The organism is Thermogemmatispora sp. (assembly GCF_019683755.1).
GTDB lineage: Bacteria > Chloroflexota > Ktedonobacteria > Ktedonobacterales > Ktedonobacteraceae > Thermogemmatispora.
In genome coordinates this window covers 1-14,693 of the sequence record NZ_JADGHT010000089.1, presented here as the reverse complement: position 1 = coordinate 14,693, position 14,693 = coordinate 1, and the positions used below count along the sequence as shown (strand labels likewise).

Annotated in this window: 14 protein-coding genes; 10 read left to right on the top strand and 4 right to left on the bottom strand. The window is 59.3% G+C overall.

The features are described from left to right. From menA to IRZ24_RS08280, 3 genes are all read left to right on the top strand, one after another. Positions 1 to 971: 1,4-dihydroxy-2-naphthoate octaprenyltransferase (menA, locus tag IRZ24_RS08290; protein WP_297162386.1), on the top strand; the 971-nt coding region annotated here is incomplete at its 5' end. A gap of 63 nt (positions 972 to 1,034) precedes the next feature. Beyond that, positions 1,035 to 1,850, top strand: coding sequence for a class I SAM-dependent methyltransferase (locus tag IRZ24_RS08285; protein WP_297162383.1), 816 nt, complete (start codon positions 1,035 to 1,037; stop codon positions 1,848 to 1,850). A 170-nt stretch (positions 1,851 to 2,020) separates the two neighbouring features. Then, positions 2,021 to 3,154, top strand: a complete 1,134-nt coding sequence (locus tag IRZ24_RS08280; protein ID WP_297162380.1) for an ATP-binding protein — start codon at positions 2,021 to 2,023, stop codon at positions 3,152 to 3,154. 24 nt (positions 3,155 to 3,178) lie between these two features. Here the strand turns inward: IRZ24_RS08280 and IRZ24_RS08275 are convergent, their stop codons facing one another. Together IRZ24_RS08275 and IRZ24_RS08270 are read right to left on the bottom strand one after the other, a co-directional pair. Continuing rightward, positions 3,179 to 3,655, bottom strand: coding sequence for a TIGR03668 family PPOX class F420-dependent oxidoreductase (locus tag IRZ24_RS08275; protein ID WP_297162377.1), 477 nt, complete (start codon positions 3,653 to 3,655; stop codon positions 3,179 to 3,181). Between the two features lie 122 nt (positions 3,656 to 3,777). Beyond that, the gene (locus tag IRZ24_RS08270) at positions 3,778 to 4,686 is read right to left on the bottom strand and encodes an LLM class F420-dependent oxidoreductase (RefSeq protein WP_297162373.1); all 909 of its coding nucleotides are present in this window, start codon (positions 4,684 to 4,686) and stop codon (positions 3,778 to 3,780) included. Between the two features lie 344 nt (positions 4,687 to 5,030). Between IRZ24_RS08270 and IRZ24_RS08265 the strand changes: the two genes are divergently transcribed. From IRZ24_RS08265 to IRZ24_RS08235, 7 genes are all read left to right on the top strand, one after another. Beyond that, positions 5,031 to 5,681, top strand: coding sequence for a heme-binding protein (locus tag IRZ24_RS08265; protein WP_297162388.1), 651 nt, complete (start codon positions 5,031 to 5,033; stop codon positions 5,679 to 5,681). Beyond that, entirely contained in the window at positions 5,678 to 6,592 is a 915-nt protein-coding gene (locus IRZ24_RS08260) for a hypothetical protein (RefSeq protein WP_297162371.1), read from the top strand. Before IRZ24_RS08265 ends, IRZ24_RS08260 begins: the two co-directional genes overlap by 4 nt. A gap of 255 nt (positions 6,593 to 6,847) precedes the next feature. Further along, positions 6,848 to 6,997: a hypothetical protein gene (locus IRZ24_RS08255; RefSeq protein ID WP_297162368.1), complete on the top strand. Its 150-nt coding sequence runs from the start codon at positions 6,848 to 6,850 to the stop codon at positions 6,995 to 6,997. A 146-nt stretch (positions 6,998 to 7,143) separates the two neighbouring features. Continuing rightward, on the top strand, positions 7,144 to 8,217 hold the full coding sequence (gene aroF / locus IRZ24_RS08250) for a 3-deoxy-7-phosphoheptulonate synthase (protein ID WP_297150671.1): 1,074 nt from the start codon (positions 7,144 to 7,146) through the stop codon (positions 8,215 to 8,217). A gap of 433 nt (positions 8,218 to 8,650) precedes the next feature. Beyond that, positions 8,651 to 9,232, top strand: coding sequence for a response regulator (locus tag IRZ24_RS08245; RefSeq protein ID WP_297162365.1), 582 nt, complete (start codon positions 8,651 to 8,653; stop codon positions 9,230 to 9,232). A 365-nt stretch (positions 9,233 to 9,597) separates the two neighbouring features. Next, positions 9,598 to 10,653 (top strand): stage 0 sporulation family protein, encoded by a 1,056-nt coding sequence (locus IRZ24_RS08240; RefSeq protein ID WP_297162362.1) that lies wholly within the window; start codon positions 9,598 to 9,600, stop codon positions 10,651 to 10,653. 32 nt (positions 10,654 to 10,685) lie between these two features. Then, positions 10,686 to 12,257, top strand: a complete 1,572-nt coding sequence (locus IRZ24_RS08235) for an SPFH domain-containing protein (protein WP_297162359.1) — start codon at positions 10,686 to 10,688, stop codon at positions 12,255 to 12,257. 218 nt (positions 12,258 to 12,475) lie between these two features. On the opposite strand, the gene IRZ24_RS08230 is transcribed toward IRZ24_RS08235, so the two are convergent. Next, a complete protein-coding gene (locus IRZ24_RS08230) occupies positions 12,476 to 13,420 on the bottom strand; it encodes a DUF6612 family protein (protein WP_297162358.1) in 945 nt (314 codons plus the stop codon). 251 nt (positions 13,421 to 13,671) lie between these two features. Next, complete coding sequence (locus IRZ24_RS08225; protein WP_297162355.1) at positions 13,672 to 14,664, bottom strand: hypothetical protein; 993 nt, start codon at positions 14,662 to 14,664, stop codon at positions 13,672 to 13,674. Positions 14,665 to 14,693 lie beyond the last annotated feature (29 nt).

Below are 14,693 nucleotides of genomic sequence, written 5' to 3'. Positions count from 1 at the left end.
CAGGCTGTAGCGGGGTGGCCTGGCAGAGAGTTACAGAAGGGGGAAACGACAACGTGCCAGCCTTGTGGAAAGACTGGAAGATCTGGGTCAAGAATGCCCGCCCTTTCTCGCTAACGGCGACCGTGAGTCCGCTGCTGGTCGGTACAGCAGTAGCGGCCTACGAGGGCACCTTTCGTCCGGGACCTTTCATCCTGGCGCTGCTAGCAAGCCTCTTCCTCCAGATCGGCACCAACTACTTTAATGAATATTTTGACTATCGCTATGGCCTCGACAGTCCGCAATCGCTTGGGGCCAGCACAGTCATCTTTCGTGGTGAAATGACGGAGGGTCAGGTTTTAGGAGGTGGCATCGCCTGCTTTGTGCTGGCTGCCCTGCTCGGTTTGGTGCTCGTTGTGCTCTGTGGACCAGCGATCCTACTCTTTGGTCTCATTGGCATGGTCATCGCTTATTTCTACAGCGCCAGACCGTTCCAGCTTGCGGCGCGCGGCCTCGGTGACCCGCTTGTCTACATCGCGATGGGCTTTCTCATGACCTGGGGAGCCTACTACGTACAGATCCCGCGCTGGTCCTGGGTAGCCTTCGCCGCCAGCGTGCCAGTAGGCTTCCTGGTGACGGCTATTCTCAACATGAATAACATTCGCGACTATGAGGAGGACTGCGCTGTGCGCAAGCTGACCCTGCCTGTACGCCTGGGCCAAACCTTCGCCCGTCGCTATCACGCCGTGCTGGTCATAGGCAGCTATCTGGCGGTCAGTCTCTTTGCGCTCGCTGGCTTGCTGCCGCTGCACACCCTCATTGTCTGGATCAGCTTCCCATTGGCTTTCATCAACGTACGCGCCGTGCTCACAGCGCGCGAGCGCGCCGCCTTTATTGTTGGTTTCAAGCGCACCGCCGCCTTGCATCTGCAGTTTGGCCTGCTGCTGGCCCTGGGAATCACTGCAGCAGCCCTGCTGCGCCCGCTCGGTCTCTAAACCTGGGCAGGAGACAGAGGCCAGGGCGGCTTGTGCTTGCCTTGGATCGAAGATGAGGAAGGAATGGAAAAACCGGTGACTGGGGATACCCTGCTTGAAGAATCCTTTAGGCGTGCTGGAGGTAAGCGCTCCTACGTCCAGCGTCTCTTTGCACGCATTGCGCGCGTCTACGATCTGCTCAATCGCCTGATGAGCTTTGGACTCGATCGTCGCTGGCGGGCTTTTGCGGCCCGTTGCCTGGCACTAGGACCTGGCGAGATTGGCCTGGACCTGGGAGCGGGGACGGCGGATCTCTCCATTGCTGTCATTCAGCAGGCCGGACCGGGAGCGCGCATGATCGGTATGGATATTACGCCCGAGATGCTGGACCTGGGGCGGCGCAAGCTTGCGCGCCTGGGTCTGCAGGATCAGATTGAACTGCGTGTAGGCGACGCTGAGCATATCGATTTGCCTGACAACAGCGTTGATGGCTGCTGCTCCGCTTTCATGATGCGCAACGTCACTGATCTGCGCCAGACCCTGCGCGAGATGCTGCGCGTCGTACGACCCGGCGGGCGCATGGTTTGCCTGGAGATCAGCCATCCGCCTGGTAAGGTGCTTGGTGCCCTGTTCCATTTTTACTTCTATCGCATCGCGCCGCTCTTCGGCGCCATTATTGGCAAGGCCGCCGAAGAATATCGCTACCTTCCGCGCTCGCTTACCCACTTTCCAGACGCGCCGACCCTCAAGGCTATCATGGAAGAGATTGGCTGGAGTGCCGTGCACTTTCATCGCCTGAGTGGCGGTATTGTAGCCGTGCACGTTGCCACCAAGCCGACACCCGCGAGCCAGGCCGGCTCAGAGACCGGCGCCAGCAAGGTTCAGCCCCCTTCGGCTTAGGCAGAGCAGCGCCACCTGCCGGTCAGGCAGCGGGCTACGCAGGCCAGGGAGCGCCTCTCCTCCGGGGAAGGGCGAGCGCAGATAAGAACACGGACGCTGAAGCCAATAGCACACCCGCCGCAGAAGCTTGGGTTGTTTGGTTGCTTATGCTGCGAAGCGAGGAAACAGCCTTGACAGAGCGCACCACTGCTGAGAAAGCAACAAGCATCAACTATCGTCATTTCTTCCTGCAACTGCTAGAGGCTGCGCCCTGGCCGGTGCTCGTCATTGATCGCACGCTCACGATTCGTTACTATAACCGCCAGGTCTGCAGTCTTCTCAGCGTCACAGGGCCACTGCACAAAGAAAAGCTGGATCGGCTCATCTCTAGCGCTGCCATCATCCAGCTCGTGCGTGAGAGCATCGAAGGCAATCGTTCGCAGAGTGCCGAATTCAACGAAGGGCCATCGGGTCCCTGCTGGAAAGTCTCGGTCACGCCCTTAGAGCACCAGAAGCCACCAACAGGCCAGCAAGGGCTGACGGAGTACCACTACTTTGCCGTGGCCATCGAGGATCTCACCGAGCTGCGGCGCCTGGAGCGTGTCCGCCGAGACTTCGTGGCCAACATCTCCCACGAATTGCGGACCCCCCTGGCCTCGGTGCGCCTGCTGGCCGAGACCCTGGAAGATACGATCGAGACTGATCCTGAGCAGGCGCAGGTCTTTGTTGAGCGCATCGAAAAAGAGGTCCAGTATCTGACCTCACTGGTCTCCGAACTCCTAGAGCTATCGCGCATCGAATCGGGCCAACTCCCGATGGTCATCGAGCCGGTCGAAGCGCAGCAACTAGTACGCGAGGGCATGGCTCGTTTGCTCCCCCAGGCGCAGCGCCATCGTGTGAAGCTGAGAACGGAAATCCGCGATGGTCAGGTATTGGTAGCTGCCGACAGCAAGCAAATCGGGCGCGTTCTGGTCAACCTCATTCACAACGCCATCAAATTCACGCCCTCCGGAGGAGAGGTCGTGGTCGGGACCTTTGCCGAGCCGGACGGGCGTAGCCAGCGCTTCTTTGTGCGCGATACGGGGGTTGGCATCCGCCCCGAAGACCTGCCGCGCATCTTTGAGCGCTTCTACAAAGTCGATCGCTCACGCTCTAAATTCGACCATATTGGAGCCGGTGGAGGGGGGAGCGGCCTGGGCCTGGCCATCGCCCGCCACATTGTTGAGGCCCATGGCGGGCGCATCTTTGCCGAAAGCACCGTCGGCCAGGGAAGCACCTTCTTCTTTACCCTGCCCGTTGCCCACGCCGAGCGTCCAACTTCCTGACAGACCGAGAGCGCTCTTGGCTACCTAGCCTATCTTGGAAGCCGAAACATCGGAGGCCTGAGCCAGCGCCGGCCCCCACGAAGTCACCGCGCGTGGTGTCAACATAATCACAGGCAACTGCTCCAAAGTCATCCGCTGATACTGAGGATAGCGCGCCCGTAAGAGAGCCACAGCCCGCTGCTGCCGCTCATCGCCCGGATACAAGAGAAGCGCCTCTCCTTCGATCAGCACGTAGCCAAGGCGCGACCAGTCATCCTCATAGTGATCGATCAAGAGCGCCGCCTCAGGCCGTGCCTCAATATTGCGCACCCGGCGCAGCGCCGTGACGGCCACACGCTTCGGCTTCTCATCGAGAGGCGTATAAAAGCACATCCCGTCAAAAGCGTAACAGACCGGCACCAGATGGGGATGACCTTCAGCATCGGCTGTGGCCAGGCGCGCCACTCGCTGCCCGAGGACAAAGCGCCGCTCCTCCTCAGTGAGCACAGCACGCTTACTCATAAAGCGCCTTCCTTCTCCTTCTGCTCTTCGCGCTGACAGGGCCTGTCTTCAACAACGTGCGCCCGATGCCCGTCCGGCGAGAATCGTCAGAGCCGGTGACAGCGCAGAGGACTCCAACCCTGTCAGCGACCAGCTACCGCTATCTTCTCTACCTGGGGCACAATCTCTGTTGCCAGTAGCTCGAACGGCTCCAGCTCGTGGACGTTCGGCAAGCTGAAAATAGCGTGATCGATGCCTAGCTCGGCCAGGCTGCCAAAGAAGTCCACAGCCGCAGCGGGCGAAAGCGAGCCATTGCGCCCATCGCGTGTCAGGCGCAGAGTGCCTAGCGTGGTCTTCTCGATCTGCTCGTATGGCCTACCAATCTCCTCACAATGCTCTCGCAGAACATTCAACTTATGCCGTAGTTGTTCACTACCAGCATAGGCGAAGAGATTGCAGGCATCGGCGTAACGAGCGACCAGGCGCAAAGTTTTCCGCTCGCCGCCGCCGCCGATCAAGATTGGCGGATGGGGCTGCTGGACCGGACGCGGCGAATTCAGAGGCCGCTCGAGCTGGTAGTACTTTCCCCGAAATGGGCGTTCATCACCAGCCCACATCTGGAGAGCGATCTGTAGAGCCTCCTCCAGACGCTCAAAGCGCTCGGCCAGAGGCGGGAAAGGCACCCCCAGACCGCGGTGCTCCTCCTCATACCAGGCGGCGCCGATGCCGAAATAGCTGCGCCCATGTGAAAGCACATCGAGAGTAGTTGCCGTTTTCACCAAAAGACCCGGATGACGGTAGGTCACGCCGGTCACGAGGGTGCCCAGGCGAATGCGATGCGTACGGCCAGCGGCAAAAGCCAGCGCCGACCACCCTTCCAGCATCTCATGCTCGGCTGGTCCCACAACCGGGATCTGGAAGAAATGATCCATAACCCAGAGGCTATAGAGGCCAGCCCGTTCGGCCCGCTCGGCGATGAGAGCAAACGTATCGCCGAGCGCACCCTGCTCAATAGGCCAGGTAAAGTTCGGTACCTGTAGACCCAAACGCATGCCAGAGACTACCTCCTTGAAAGGAGTGAAGAGGGACAGACTTACTTTATTATAGTGAGTGTGATCTAGAGGCTGGGAGAGTGGCTGGTGGCCCTTCTGAGGCGGGCTATATGCTTCGAGAAAGAAGGCAGGAGGGCTTAGCGCACCATAAGCAGAGGAGCCGTAAATTTCTATCTATTGCACCGTCTAAACGAGTGCGATACAATGTGCGCAATGCAATGGACACTGAGGATGGTCCCTGCTAGAGCAGCAGAATAGGCACCGGGGGATATACTGGAGGCAGAAGCGGATAGGAAGAGAGGGGGCCGACCTACTGGTGTCGAGGAGGAGCAAACCGCGTGAGCATGTCGCTTGAAATTGCGCGCCGCATTGCAGAGGCATGCAAGCAGCGTGCCAGAGAATTACGCAGTCCTGTTAGCATTGCTATTGTCGATGCTGGAGGGCACTTAGTCTTGTTTGAGCGCATGATGGCGCCGTATGGCTGGGCCACAGCCAACATTAGTATTGCCAAGGCCGTCACAGCAGTGATGTTCAACCAGCCGACAGACGCGGTCGCCCAGTGGGGGTCGGCCATACCGGGTTTTGCATCCAGCCTGGCGGTCATGACTCAGGGGCGCTTTATCATGGCAGCCGGTGGCTGGCCGATCCGCCTCGGGGGGGCCACCATTGGAGGCATAGGCATTAGTGGGGGGAATGCTCCGGGGCGTGATGACGAGATTGCCCGGGCCGGCCTGGCCGCCCTGGAAGCTCTTGCCCCCGCGCTGCTGCCCCAGCTCCAGCCTCATCTCCAGCCTTCTGTCGCCTATCCTAGCAGCTCGCCCGGACTTAGCCACGAGCTAACGGGGGCCGCTCACAGTGCGGACTATGCTCTCCAGGAGCAGCCTACTAACCAGCAAGCGGTGAGCGGAGAAGAGCTGAGGGGACAGAACAGTGAGCAAGTTCCTCAGAGCGAGGATATGGCCTCGCGGAAACATCTTGCGGGAGGTCCCTCATGACCCGTGATACCGACCAGCGCCCAGTCAATCCAAGGCGGCAGCGCCCGCTGCTGGTGATCTCCACTAACGCGGGTGCCAGCACTGACCAACAATCCAAAGGAGGGGGGCAGCAAGGGCCGGCACGCGAGGAAAAGCAGGCCGTCTCTCCCGCTGAAAACCAGGCGGCCGCTGCCGCTCAGAGCGGTGGTGCCCGGCGTCAGCCCGGCTTTTTCGCCACCGTGACCCGGTCGGCAAAAGAGCAGGAGCGCCAGAGCCTGCAGGCCGATGCGGGTAAGATGCGTCTCTGGAGAGCCTTGCGCCTGCGCCGGGGGCAGACTTCCGAAAGCGGAGAAACTACCAGCGGGAAGCGTGCCGACAAGACGGCTGGCGAGACAGCGATCAGAGGGCAGCAGAAGGCCATGCTACGCAATGTTAAGAAGTCCCAGTCTGGCCAGGAGACGACGAACGTCTCCCGTAGTGCCCCTACTGCAAGCAGCAGGCGGGTAGCTGCCGACGCGACTGACCAATCGAGCCGGCCGCTCCTTAAAACGCGCCACTTTGTGGGACTATTCATCTACATCATTGTGGCCACTCTGCTTGAGGTGCCTCTGGCCTACATCTCGCAGATCTTTCACCTGAACCAGATTTTGTTCCAATTCTCGATTTTTAGCTTTCCTGTAGTCATTACGCAGGCGCTGGTAATCTATCTGGTCTTGCTTGTGGCCTTACTGATCATCCTGAACCACTTTGACCTGTTACCCTTTAGCCGCACGGCGATGAGACAGGAGAAAAGTGTCGCTCAGAGTGGCCAGGGCAAGACTGGAGCCAAAGGAAAGGGGAAGAAAGAGAGCAATAAGGGCGAGCATGATCACCTCTACGAGGACTATCGTGATTTACGCCGCTATCTACGGCGGCGGGCCCGTAAGCGTTAGCGCCGGCCCTCTGAGAAACCGTCTGCCACTGCCCTCATTCAACTGGACTTTCGGGCACTGGCCTTGACAGCAAGGCTAATCGTGCCTATACTTCTCCTACAGAAGAACACATGAGCGGCGGAAAAGAGCCGCCCTCAGCCTGATGCTTGTGAGGTGGCGAGCGCGCCACTGAGACACATACTGCACGGCACGCTAGCACGCCAGCCGGCGCGCTGCGTGACAGCAAGCAAGGCCAGAAAAAGGATAGACGATCTTATGCTCAGCAGGCTCTGGCAACCACAACTGCAGTCTCAGCAGATGGCAGAAGCGCGCTTCTGGCAGAGTGAGCGCGCCGTGGTTGCCTGCGCTTTTTATTACTACTTTTACTTTAGCCCTCCAGCATGCTGGTGGGCCGCTTCAGGCTGAGCTGAGCAGAACCACCTAATCCGTGCAGATCCCCAGCATGCTGGAGTAAGCAGAGGCGAAAAACCTCTGCTTTTTTATTTCCCTGGAATCTTGCCCTGTCTGGGAGCATGCAGTCAGGAGTTCAGGAGAAAGGAACGGACAGCTGTATGATCATCGTCATTGATGCACAGGCCAACCAGGATGAACGCGCCGCCTTATTGGCGCTTGTAGAGCGGGTAGCCGGTCATCGGCGACCTGTTGCCACCACCTGTATCGGGGAGAGCGAGGTCATTGCTATCGATCAGGCTGCCCTCGATACCCAGGCCCTGGATGCCATCCGCCACCAACCCGCTGTCGCCCAGATCCTTACCCCCACCACTCCCTACCAGCTCGTCAGCCGTCACTTCAAAGCCAGCCCCAGCCGCATCGTCGTAGGAGATGCCCGCCACTGTGATCCCGTCATTATCGGTGGGGAGCAGGCCATGCCGGTCATCATGGCCGGGCCCTGCGCCGTCGAGAGCCGCGAGCAGCTCCTGGAGACGGCGCGGGCCGTCAAGGAAGCCGGCGCGACGGTTCTGCGCGGCGGGGCCTTCAAACCGCGTACCTCGCCCTATCAGTTCCAGGGGCTCGGCATCGAGGGCTTGCGTCTGCTGGCCGAAGCCCGTCAGGAGACAGGCTTGCCAGTGATTACTGAGGTCATGGAGCCGGAGATGGTGGAGGTCGTGGCGGACTATGCCGACATCCTGCAGATCGGGGCCCGCAACATGCAGAACTTCCCCTTGTTGCAGGCCGTGGGCCGACGGGGGCGAGGAAAAGCAGTGATGCTCAAGCGTGGCCTCTCCGCCACCATTGATGAATGGCTGCTAGCCGCCGAATACATTGTCGCTGCTGGCAATCCCAACGTCATCCTCTGCGAGCGCGGCGTGCGTAGCTTTGACCCGCAGACCCGCAACCTGCTCGACCTCGCCTGTGTCCCGCTGCTACACGAGCTAACTCACCTGCCAGTGATCGTCGATCCCAGCCATGCCACCGGGCGGCGCGAACTGGTGCCCACGATGGCCCGTGCGGGCATCGCCGCGGGCGCCGAGGGCCTGATCCTGGAGGTCCATCCCGATCCGAACAGCGCCCTCTGCGACGGTCGCCAGTCCATCACGCCGGCTGAGCTGCGCACGATCGTCTATGAAGCGCGTCTGATGGTCCAGATCATGCAGGACGCCGACAGGCTATCGCAGGTGGCCTGACAGCCAGTGCGAGCTGCCGGGTACCCGGCAGCCTCCACCTCCGATGGCGACGCCGCCAGCGCAGGCAAGGAGGGGAGAAGAAGGAGCAAGACCGCCCGCCTCGAACGGCGGCCTGTGGCAGGAGCTGCAGAGCATAGGGGTGCGATGAGGCGCCCTTTTTTTATGAGGCATGAGCCGGCGTGGCAGGGGGGGACAGAGCCGGGTGAGCGAGTGGGGAGAGGTTCGCGGCAAGACTGGGAGTGCAAAGAACTGGCAGAAAACTCTATCTCGACTCTTATCAAACACCTGTGGTATACTCTTTGTTACAAGCCAGAGAGCACGGGGCAAAGACCGGGAGACGGTCATTGCGTCTGTGCTAGCGGCCAGGTCGAATTATGTCGTTTGAGAAGTTGCAAGTCTGGTTTGTTTGAAGTCATACCGACAGGATACGAGCATGCCAACACGTGTGATCATTGCCGATGATGAACCCATTCAACGCATGGACCTGAAAGATGTCCTCACCAAGCAGGGCTACCTGGTCATTGGTGAGGCCGGTGACGGGCAGAGCGCTGTGAACCTGGCTCGCGAACTGCGCCCGGACCTAGTGATCATGGATATTCGCATGCCCGATATGGACGGCATTGCTGCCGCCGAGATTCTGACGCAGGAACGCATCGCACCGGTGCTGCTGCTGACTGCCTTTGGCGATCAACCGCTGGTCGAGCGTGCGAAGCAGGCTGGTGTCGTGAATTATATTGTGAAGCCGCTCCGTGAGAGCGAGGTGGCCCCGGCCATTGAGGTGGCTCTCGCCCGCTATAACGAGTTCCGCGCAATGGAGGGGAAGGCGAAGGAACTGAGCGAGCAGCTTGAGACACGCAAAGTGGTAGAGCGGGCGAAGGGACTGCTGATGCAGCGCTATGGCCTGACCGAGCAGGAGGCTTTCCGCAAAATCCAAAAGGCCAGCATGAACAATCGCAAATCGATGCGCGAGGTGGCGGAGGCTATCCTGCTGACCAATGAGATCAACGAAATGTAGTCTGGCCAGTTGAGTCGCTACCTGGCCAGAACGATCACCTGGCTGAGCCTGTTCTACGGGCGGGGGAGAAGGGTGATGTCTGGCTCGGCGAGCACTAGGTGAGCAGTGCGACAGTAGGATCTGCAATGCTTAGAGAGAGCAGAGAAGGCTCAAGTCGGGGGCGGCGCTGTGGCCGTCCCCTCCCCTCTGGGTTGTCCTCGTTGCGCGTCACATCACATGAGGTCGCATCGGCTTAAGGAGAGCTAGCTGTCTCTCCCGTCCGCCTTCTCCGGGGCGAGACGCGTACGCAAGGCAAAAGTAAGAGGGAGAGAGGCAGAAGCAAGCCAGAACAGAAGGAAAGATAAGGAGGGCATCAGACGGGAGCGATGCAGCCGACGGTTTCTGCTACTGAAAAGGTTGTCACAGTTGTCGGTATCCGGTTCCGTCCCGCCGGGCGCATTTACTATTTCGATCCCCAGGGACAGACCTATCGCACAGGCCAGTATGTGATTGTCGAGACGGTGCGTGGGGTGGAGGCGGGCCGTGTAGTGATCCCCGCAAAGAAGGTGGCAGAAAGCGAGCTGAGCGACCCCCTGAAACCTGTGCTCCGCCTGGCAACTGAGGAAGAGCTGCGCATGATGCTCTCCTATAAGAGTAAGGAGAAGGAGGCGCTAGTCCGCTGTGCGCAGCGTATTGCTCAGCACAAGCTCCCTATGAAATTGGTAGAGGCGGAGTATACTTTTGATGGGAGCCGTTTAACGTTCTATTTCACCTCGGATGAGCGCGTTGACTTTCGGGCCCTGGTACGCGATCTGGCAGCTACCTTTCGCACACGCATCGAACTGCGCCAAATCGGTGCGCGTGACCAGGCCAAGCTTCAGGGTGGCGTGGGTCCCTGTGGCAAAACGCTCTGCTGCAGCTCCTGGATCAGCGATTTTGGCATTATCTCGATCAAGATGGCCAAAGAGCAGGGTCTGCCTCTGAATCCTGCCAAGATCTCAGGGGTCTGTGGCCGTTTGCTCTGTTGCCTGTCCTATGAGAATGACAACTATATCCAGGCCAAGAAGCAGATGCCGCAGATTGGAACGATCCTGGAGACGCCCAGCGGACCCGGCAAGGTAGTTTCGATCAATGTGCCTAAAGAGACGGTCGAGGTCATGTTAGAAAGCGGGGCGACCATTCAGATCCCCGCCCCTCAGCGACGGGAGCACGATCCTGACCCAGGCCCAGCTTCAGGGCGCGCCCCATCCGCGGGTGGTGCTTGTTGCCAAACCTGCCGGCTGAACCCTCATCGTCAAGACGAGCCTGCGGCCCCTAGCGCCGGCTGTAGTTGTGGAAGCTCGGGCACTGGCCCCTGTCCGCGCTGCGGTTCTCAAAGCGGTTGCCGGTCGGGCTGCAGCACAAAAAACAACACCAATCTACATCAGCAACGGGTGGATTAGCTTTTCTGGTGCTGAGAGAGGGAGGCGCGTCTATGTCTTCACAATGGATGGACCCGGGCCAGGCCGATGACCTCGTCGCCGGCGCCATCTGGACTGCCCCGGCCCACGAGCCGCAGGCGGCGCAAGCCGCCCACCAGGGTTCATTAGCTGCTGAGGCCTCAACTGCCGTATCCGCTCTGCCGGAGACAGAGGCGGATACCGAGGGCCTGGCTGATGATGGCTATCCTGCCTCGCGTTTTGAAACGCTGTGGTTATTCCTCAAGCAGTTTTCTCCTGTACTTCTTCCGCTGTTATTTGGCGCTGTTACGTTCTTGCTCCTGGTGCCGGCTGCTTTGCATGGCAAGGCCTACTTGTCGCATGCCGGTCTATTGCCGGCGGCTCTGATCCTGCTGGCGATTGCCATTCTGCATGGTGTCATGCTCTATTATGCGGCTGACAACGCCGTGTTATGGTCGCTGGCCCTGGCTTGCGGGGTAGCCTTATTCCTCGTCGCCGGCTCTTTTGCTCTCTTTGGTCCTCTCGTCAGCCTGATCCTGCTGATCCTGGTGGTCGTGGTCGGGGTTGCCATCTTGCGCTATCTGCTTCATCCCGTCCCCGAGGGCTATGTCGATATAGTCTTCGCCTTCGGGCAGTATCGCCGCACGCTTTTCCCCGGACCGAACCTGCTGCTTCCCTGGGAGCACGTGGCGCAGCGTTTGAATACGCGGCGCACGCAATGGACCTGCCCGCCCCAGGTAGTGCATCTGACTCCTGATGAGGATGTCTATCTTTCAGCAACGATCTGCTATCAGCTTCTGCCCGAAGATGCCTATCTGGCGGTAACCGAGGTCAATAACTGGGAGGCCAGTCTCCAGCAGCTCCTGCTGACGACCATCCAGGCAGTGGTTTCAACCTTCAGCGTCGGCTATTTCCTGGCGCGTCGCTCGCCGGCCTATGGGGCTGCCTCTTCTTTTGATGAAGGGATCACGAGTTGGGAGGTGGTCAACAGCGAGCTGACGGAGCGCATGCAGGATCAGGTAGCGATCTGGGGGGTCCAGATCCACTGGGTCCACATTCATGATGTGGCGGTGGTGCCGCGTGGCTCGCTGCCACCAGATACGGACGCTATGGAGACAGTAAAGGCTGAGGCCAGAGTGGCCAACGGCTCTCAAGGAGGGCAGGAGGCTGCTCTATCTGGGGCCGGTGCTGATATCGGCGCTGCTCAGAGCCTAGCGGCAACGGCTCGCGCTGCCGATTCCACTCCCGGTCTGGGCAGGACCGCGAATTCTGTCCAGGCGCAGGCTGAGGAGCGGAGCGCGGCAGCTACTTCTTCCGCTCCGTCGCCATCACCCAAGACGCTGAAAGAAGAGATCCTTGTAAGCACCTATAATGCGGTGCGCGAGGGGCGCATTACTGATCCCGAGACAATTGCTTCGATCGCAGCGCGCTTTGAGGCGGTGGCCAACGATCCAGAGCTGAATCGCCTGGTCAGTTTTGATGCGGCACGGGCAGCCCGCGCCCTGCGCCAGCGTGCTGAGCTGATTCGCGAGCAGCGCCAACGGATGCGTGCCTATGCGCCTCAGTATGCTGATCAAACAGAACTCGAGCGCCCTGGCCGCGACTAGCCTGGCCCTGCCTACAAAAAAGCAGCGAGCCAGAAGACCGGCGCTCAAGCGTGCGACTGACAACGCTTGCCAGATAGAGAAAACTGGGCGAGAGCAAGACGCCCCGCCATCCGCTGGGCTGGTTGCTCTCGCCCTCTTGTCTTGTTAAGGGAGCCTCGCCTCTCTTTGCTCATCAGCGATGGCGCGGCGAGACTCCGCTCCTCCCTGGCGGGCGGTGGTCACTGCTCGAAAACGACCAGCGGGTTGGTGGTGGGCGTGGCGTTGGCCGGCGTGTTGATCGTCACTGGCTGATTGAACTTACTATAGTCTACGGTAGTGTTGTTCTGCACGCTAAAGACGCCACTCAGGCCGGAAGCGCTGGGCGTTGGCGTGGTTGCTAGCAGCTTGTTCAGATCAATATCCACATTCATCTTGAGATTCAGTTCGTGAACATAGAAGTTTTGCTCATCAATCCAGAGGTCCAGATTAGCTTGCCGCGGCGTTATGACCTGCTCGATTTGCTGCAGATCACTCTGGCTGAGGCCGCTGGGGAGCTGCCCAAAGGAGCTAAGCAGGTCCTTGAGAACGTCTTTCCCAAAGGCGACGCTGATGTGGCGCAGGCTTTGACCGTGCAGCATCTGGTCTCCATGATCGCTGAGCTGAGCTTTCTGCGCCAGTGAGAGCAGGCGACTGTACTGCTCGTTATTGGTTACTCCCAAGAAATTGCTTGAGCCGCTCAAGCTGCTTGCATCCAGGACGTACCACTGTCCCTGCTTGCTCTGCAGATAGACCTTCCCATCTTTCAGGATTTCCTTGACCTGCAGGTCTGTGCCAAGCCCTGGCACGCTCAGCTTGAGCTGGAACGTGCCCTGATCTGGAAAGATGTCATCGCCGCTGCCTTGCGCTGAGAGGGCCAGATTAGAGGGCGTCGTGCTGCTCTGACTGCTTGGGGTGGCGGTTCCCTGACCTTGCACCTGCAAGTTTTCCGTCAGAGCCAAATCCATATGGACGGTCTTCAGATGCTGCATGCTCGTAATGGCTTTCTGCAGCACTTGCCCTGTGGTAAGCGTGCTTTGGGTGTTAGTGCTGCCACTGCTACTGGCGCTTCCGCAGGCACTGAGCAGAAGCATCAGGCCAAGCAAGCTGGCAAGAAGAGCACTGATCGATAGCCGGCGGATGAGCATGGCAAGCTCCTTTCTTCGAATGTTTCTTTCCAAGAAAGGATAAACGAGTTAGTGCCAGATCGATCAAACCGGCCACTTCATCCTCTGTGTACTGGTAGATCGCCTGACCCAGCTTTTATCGTTGAAATCTCCACTATCTTGGAGCATGAGAAAATCCCGCGCAGATGGCAAGATAAGAGCTGTGTGCGTGTAGTGCTCGCCATCGCTGCGCGGGCTTGCCCTGCTGACTTCGAGGTCAATGCAGCAGCTCCTTAGCTAGCCTGAAAGACAGAGGCTGGGTCGTCGGTCGGGATAGCGTTTGAAGGGGCGCTAATGGTCAGCGGTTGATTAAACTGCTTGAGATCAACGATGCTGGAGAGATTCACCATCAGCGTTGGAGGCAGCAGCGTGCTCGCCACGCCTGCAACCGGCGTCAGCAGGCCCTGAGTGTCGGCGTTCATGGCCAGCTTAAGCTGCACCCGGTGCAGGTAGAACTGCGTTTCGTCGATCCACAGGTCAATGGTTGCCTGGAAGCTGCGCGTCTGATTGACCAGATTGTCCAGGTTTTGGCTGCCTATCGCTGTGCTGAGCTGGGTATTGCTCATGAGCAGTTGACGCAGGCCCTCTTTATCCAGAACGGCGCTTATGTGCCGTAGACTCTGGCCAGCGAGGGTCTCATCGCCATGATCAGTGAGGCGACTATGCAAAGCCAGTGTCAGAAAGGCATTGGTATCTAGCTTCCAACCGGCGAGCAGGTTCCCCCCTGCCGTCTGGAGGTGTGAGGCATCGATGACGTACCACTGCCCACGCGGATTCTGCAAGTAAACCTGCTGACCGATAATAATCTCCGCTAGTCGGGTAGTTTGGTTCAGTGTTAGATTCAAGGCCTGCTTCCCATCGGCTAGCGATTGCTGACCAGTGCCTGTCACATTGAAGGTCAGGCTGACAGCGGGGGAAGCACTGGCGGTCGTCACCGGCGTAGCAGTTCCTGGCCGGGGGGTCGCACCGGCGATCACACTAGCCTGACCCTGGTTGGTCCCTTGCAGCGTCCCACTAGCTGTCAGCGTAAAGGCGAAGCTCTTGAGCTTTTGCATGGCCTGACTGCTCTTTTGCAGGACCTGGCCAACCGAAAGCTGACTGCTCTGCTGCGCTGGGGTAATACTCACAGTGCAAGCACTCAAGAGCAGGATCAGGCCGGCCCCTAGGGCAAGCAGGCCGGCTCGCGCTTGGTGCTCTGCTCGGTTCTTATGTGCAAGGCTCTTCATAAAAAGACTCCTCTATGGATGCTCTTGTT

Excerpts from the sequence above, each read along its gene's own strand:
- IRZ24_RS08285 (WP_297162383.1), top strand. The coding sequence starts at position 1,035 with ATGGAAAAACCGGTGACTGGGGATACCCTGCTTGAAGAATCCTTTAGG.
- IRZ24_RS08275 (WP_297162377.1), bottom strand. The coding sequence starts at position 3,655 with ATGAGTAAGCGTGCTGTGCTCACTGAGGAGGAGCGGCGCTTTGTCCTC.
- IRZ24_RS08270 (WP_297162373.1), bottom strand. The coding sequence starts at position 4,686 with ATGCGTTTGGGTCTACAGGTACCGAACTTTACCTGGCCTATTGAGCAG.
- IRZ24_RS08265 (WP_297162388.1), top strand. The coding sequence starts at position 5,031 with ATGTCGCTTGAAATTGCGCGCCGCATTGCAGAGGCATGCAAGCAGCGT.
- IRZ24_RS08260 (WP_297162371.1), top strand. The coding sequence starts at position 5,678 with ATGACCCGTGATACCGACCAGCGCCCAGTCAATCCAAGGCGGCAGCGC.
- IRZ24_RS08255 (WP_297162368.1), top strand. The coding sequence starts at position 6,848 with ATGCTCAGCAGGCTCTGGCAACCACAACTGCAGTCTCAGCAGATGGCA.
- aroF (WP_297150671.1), top strand. The coding sequence starts at position 7,144 with ATGATCATCGTCATTGATGCACAGGCCAACCAGGATGAACGCGCCGCC.
- IRZ24_RS08245 (WP_297162365.1), top strand. The coding sequence starts at position 8,651 with ATGCCAACACGTGTGATCATTGCCGATGATGAACCCATTCAACGCATG.
- IRZ24_RS08240 (WP_297162362.1), top strand. The coding sequence starts at position 9,598 with ATGCAGCCGACGGTTTCTGCTACTGAAAAGGTTGTCACAGTTGTCGGT.
- IRZ24_RS08235 (WP_297162359.1), top strand. The coding sequence starts at position 10,686 with ATGTCTTCACAATGGATGGACCCGGGCCAGGCCGATGACCTCGTCGCC.
- IRZ24_RS08230 (WP_297162358.1), bottom strand. The coding sequence starts at position 13,420 with ATGCTCATCCGCCGGCTATCGATCAGTGCTCTTCTTGCCAGCTTGCTT.
- IRZ24_RS08225 (WP_297162355.1), bottom strand. The coding sequence starts at position 14,664 with ATGAAGAGCCTTGCACATAAGAACCGAGCAGAGCACCAAGCGCGAGCC.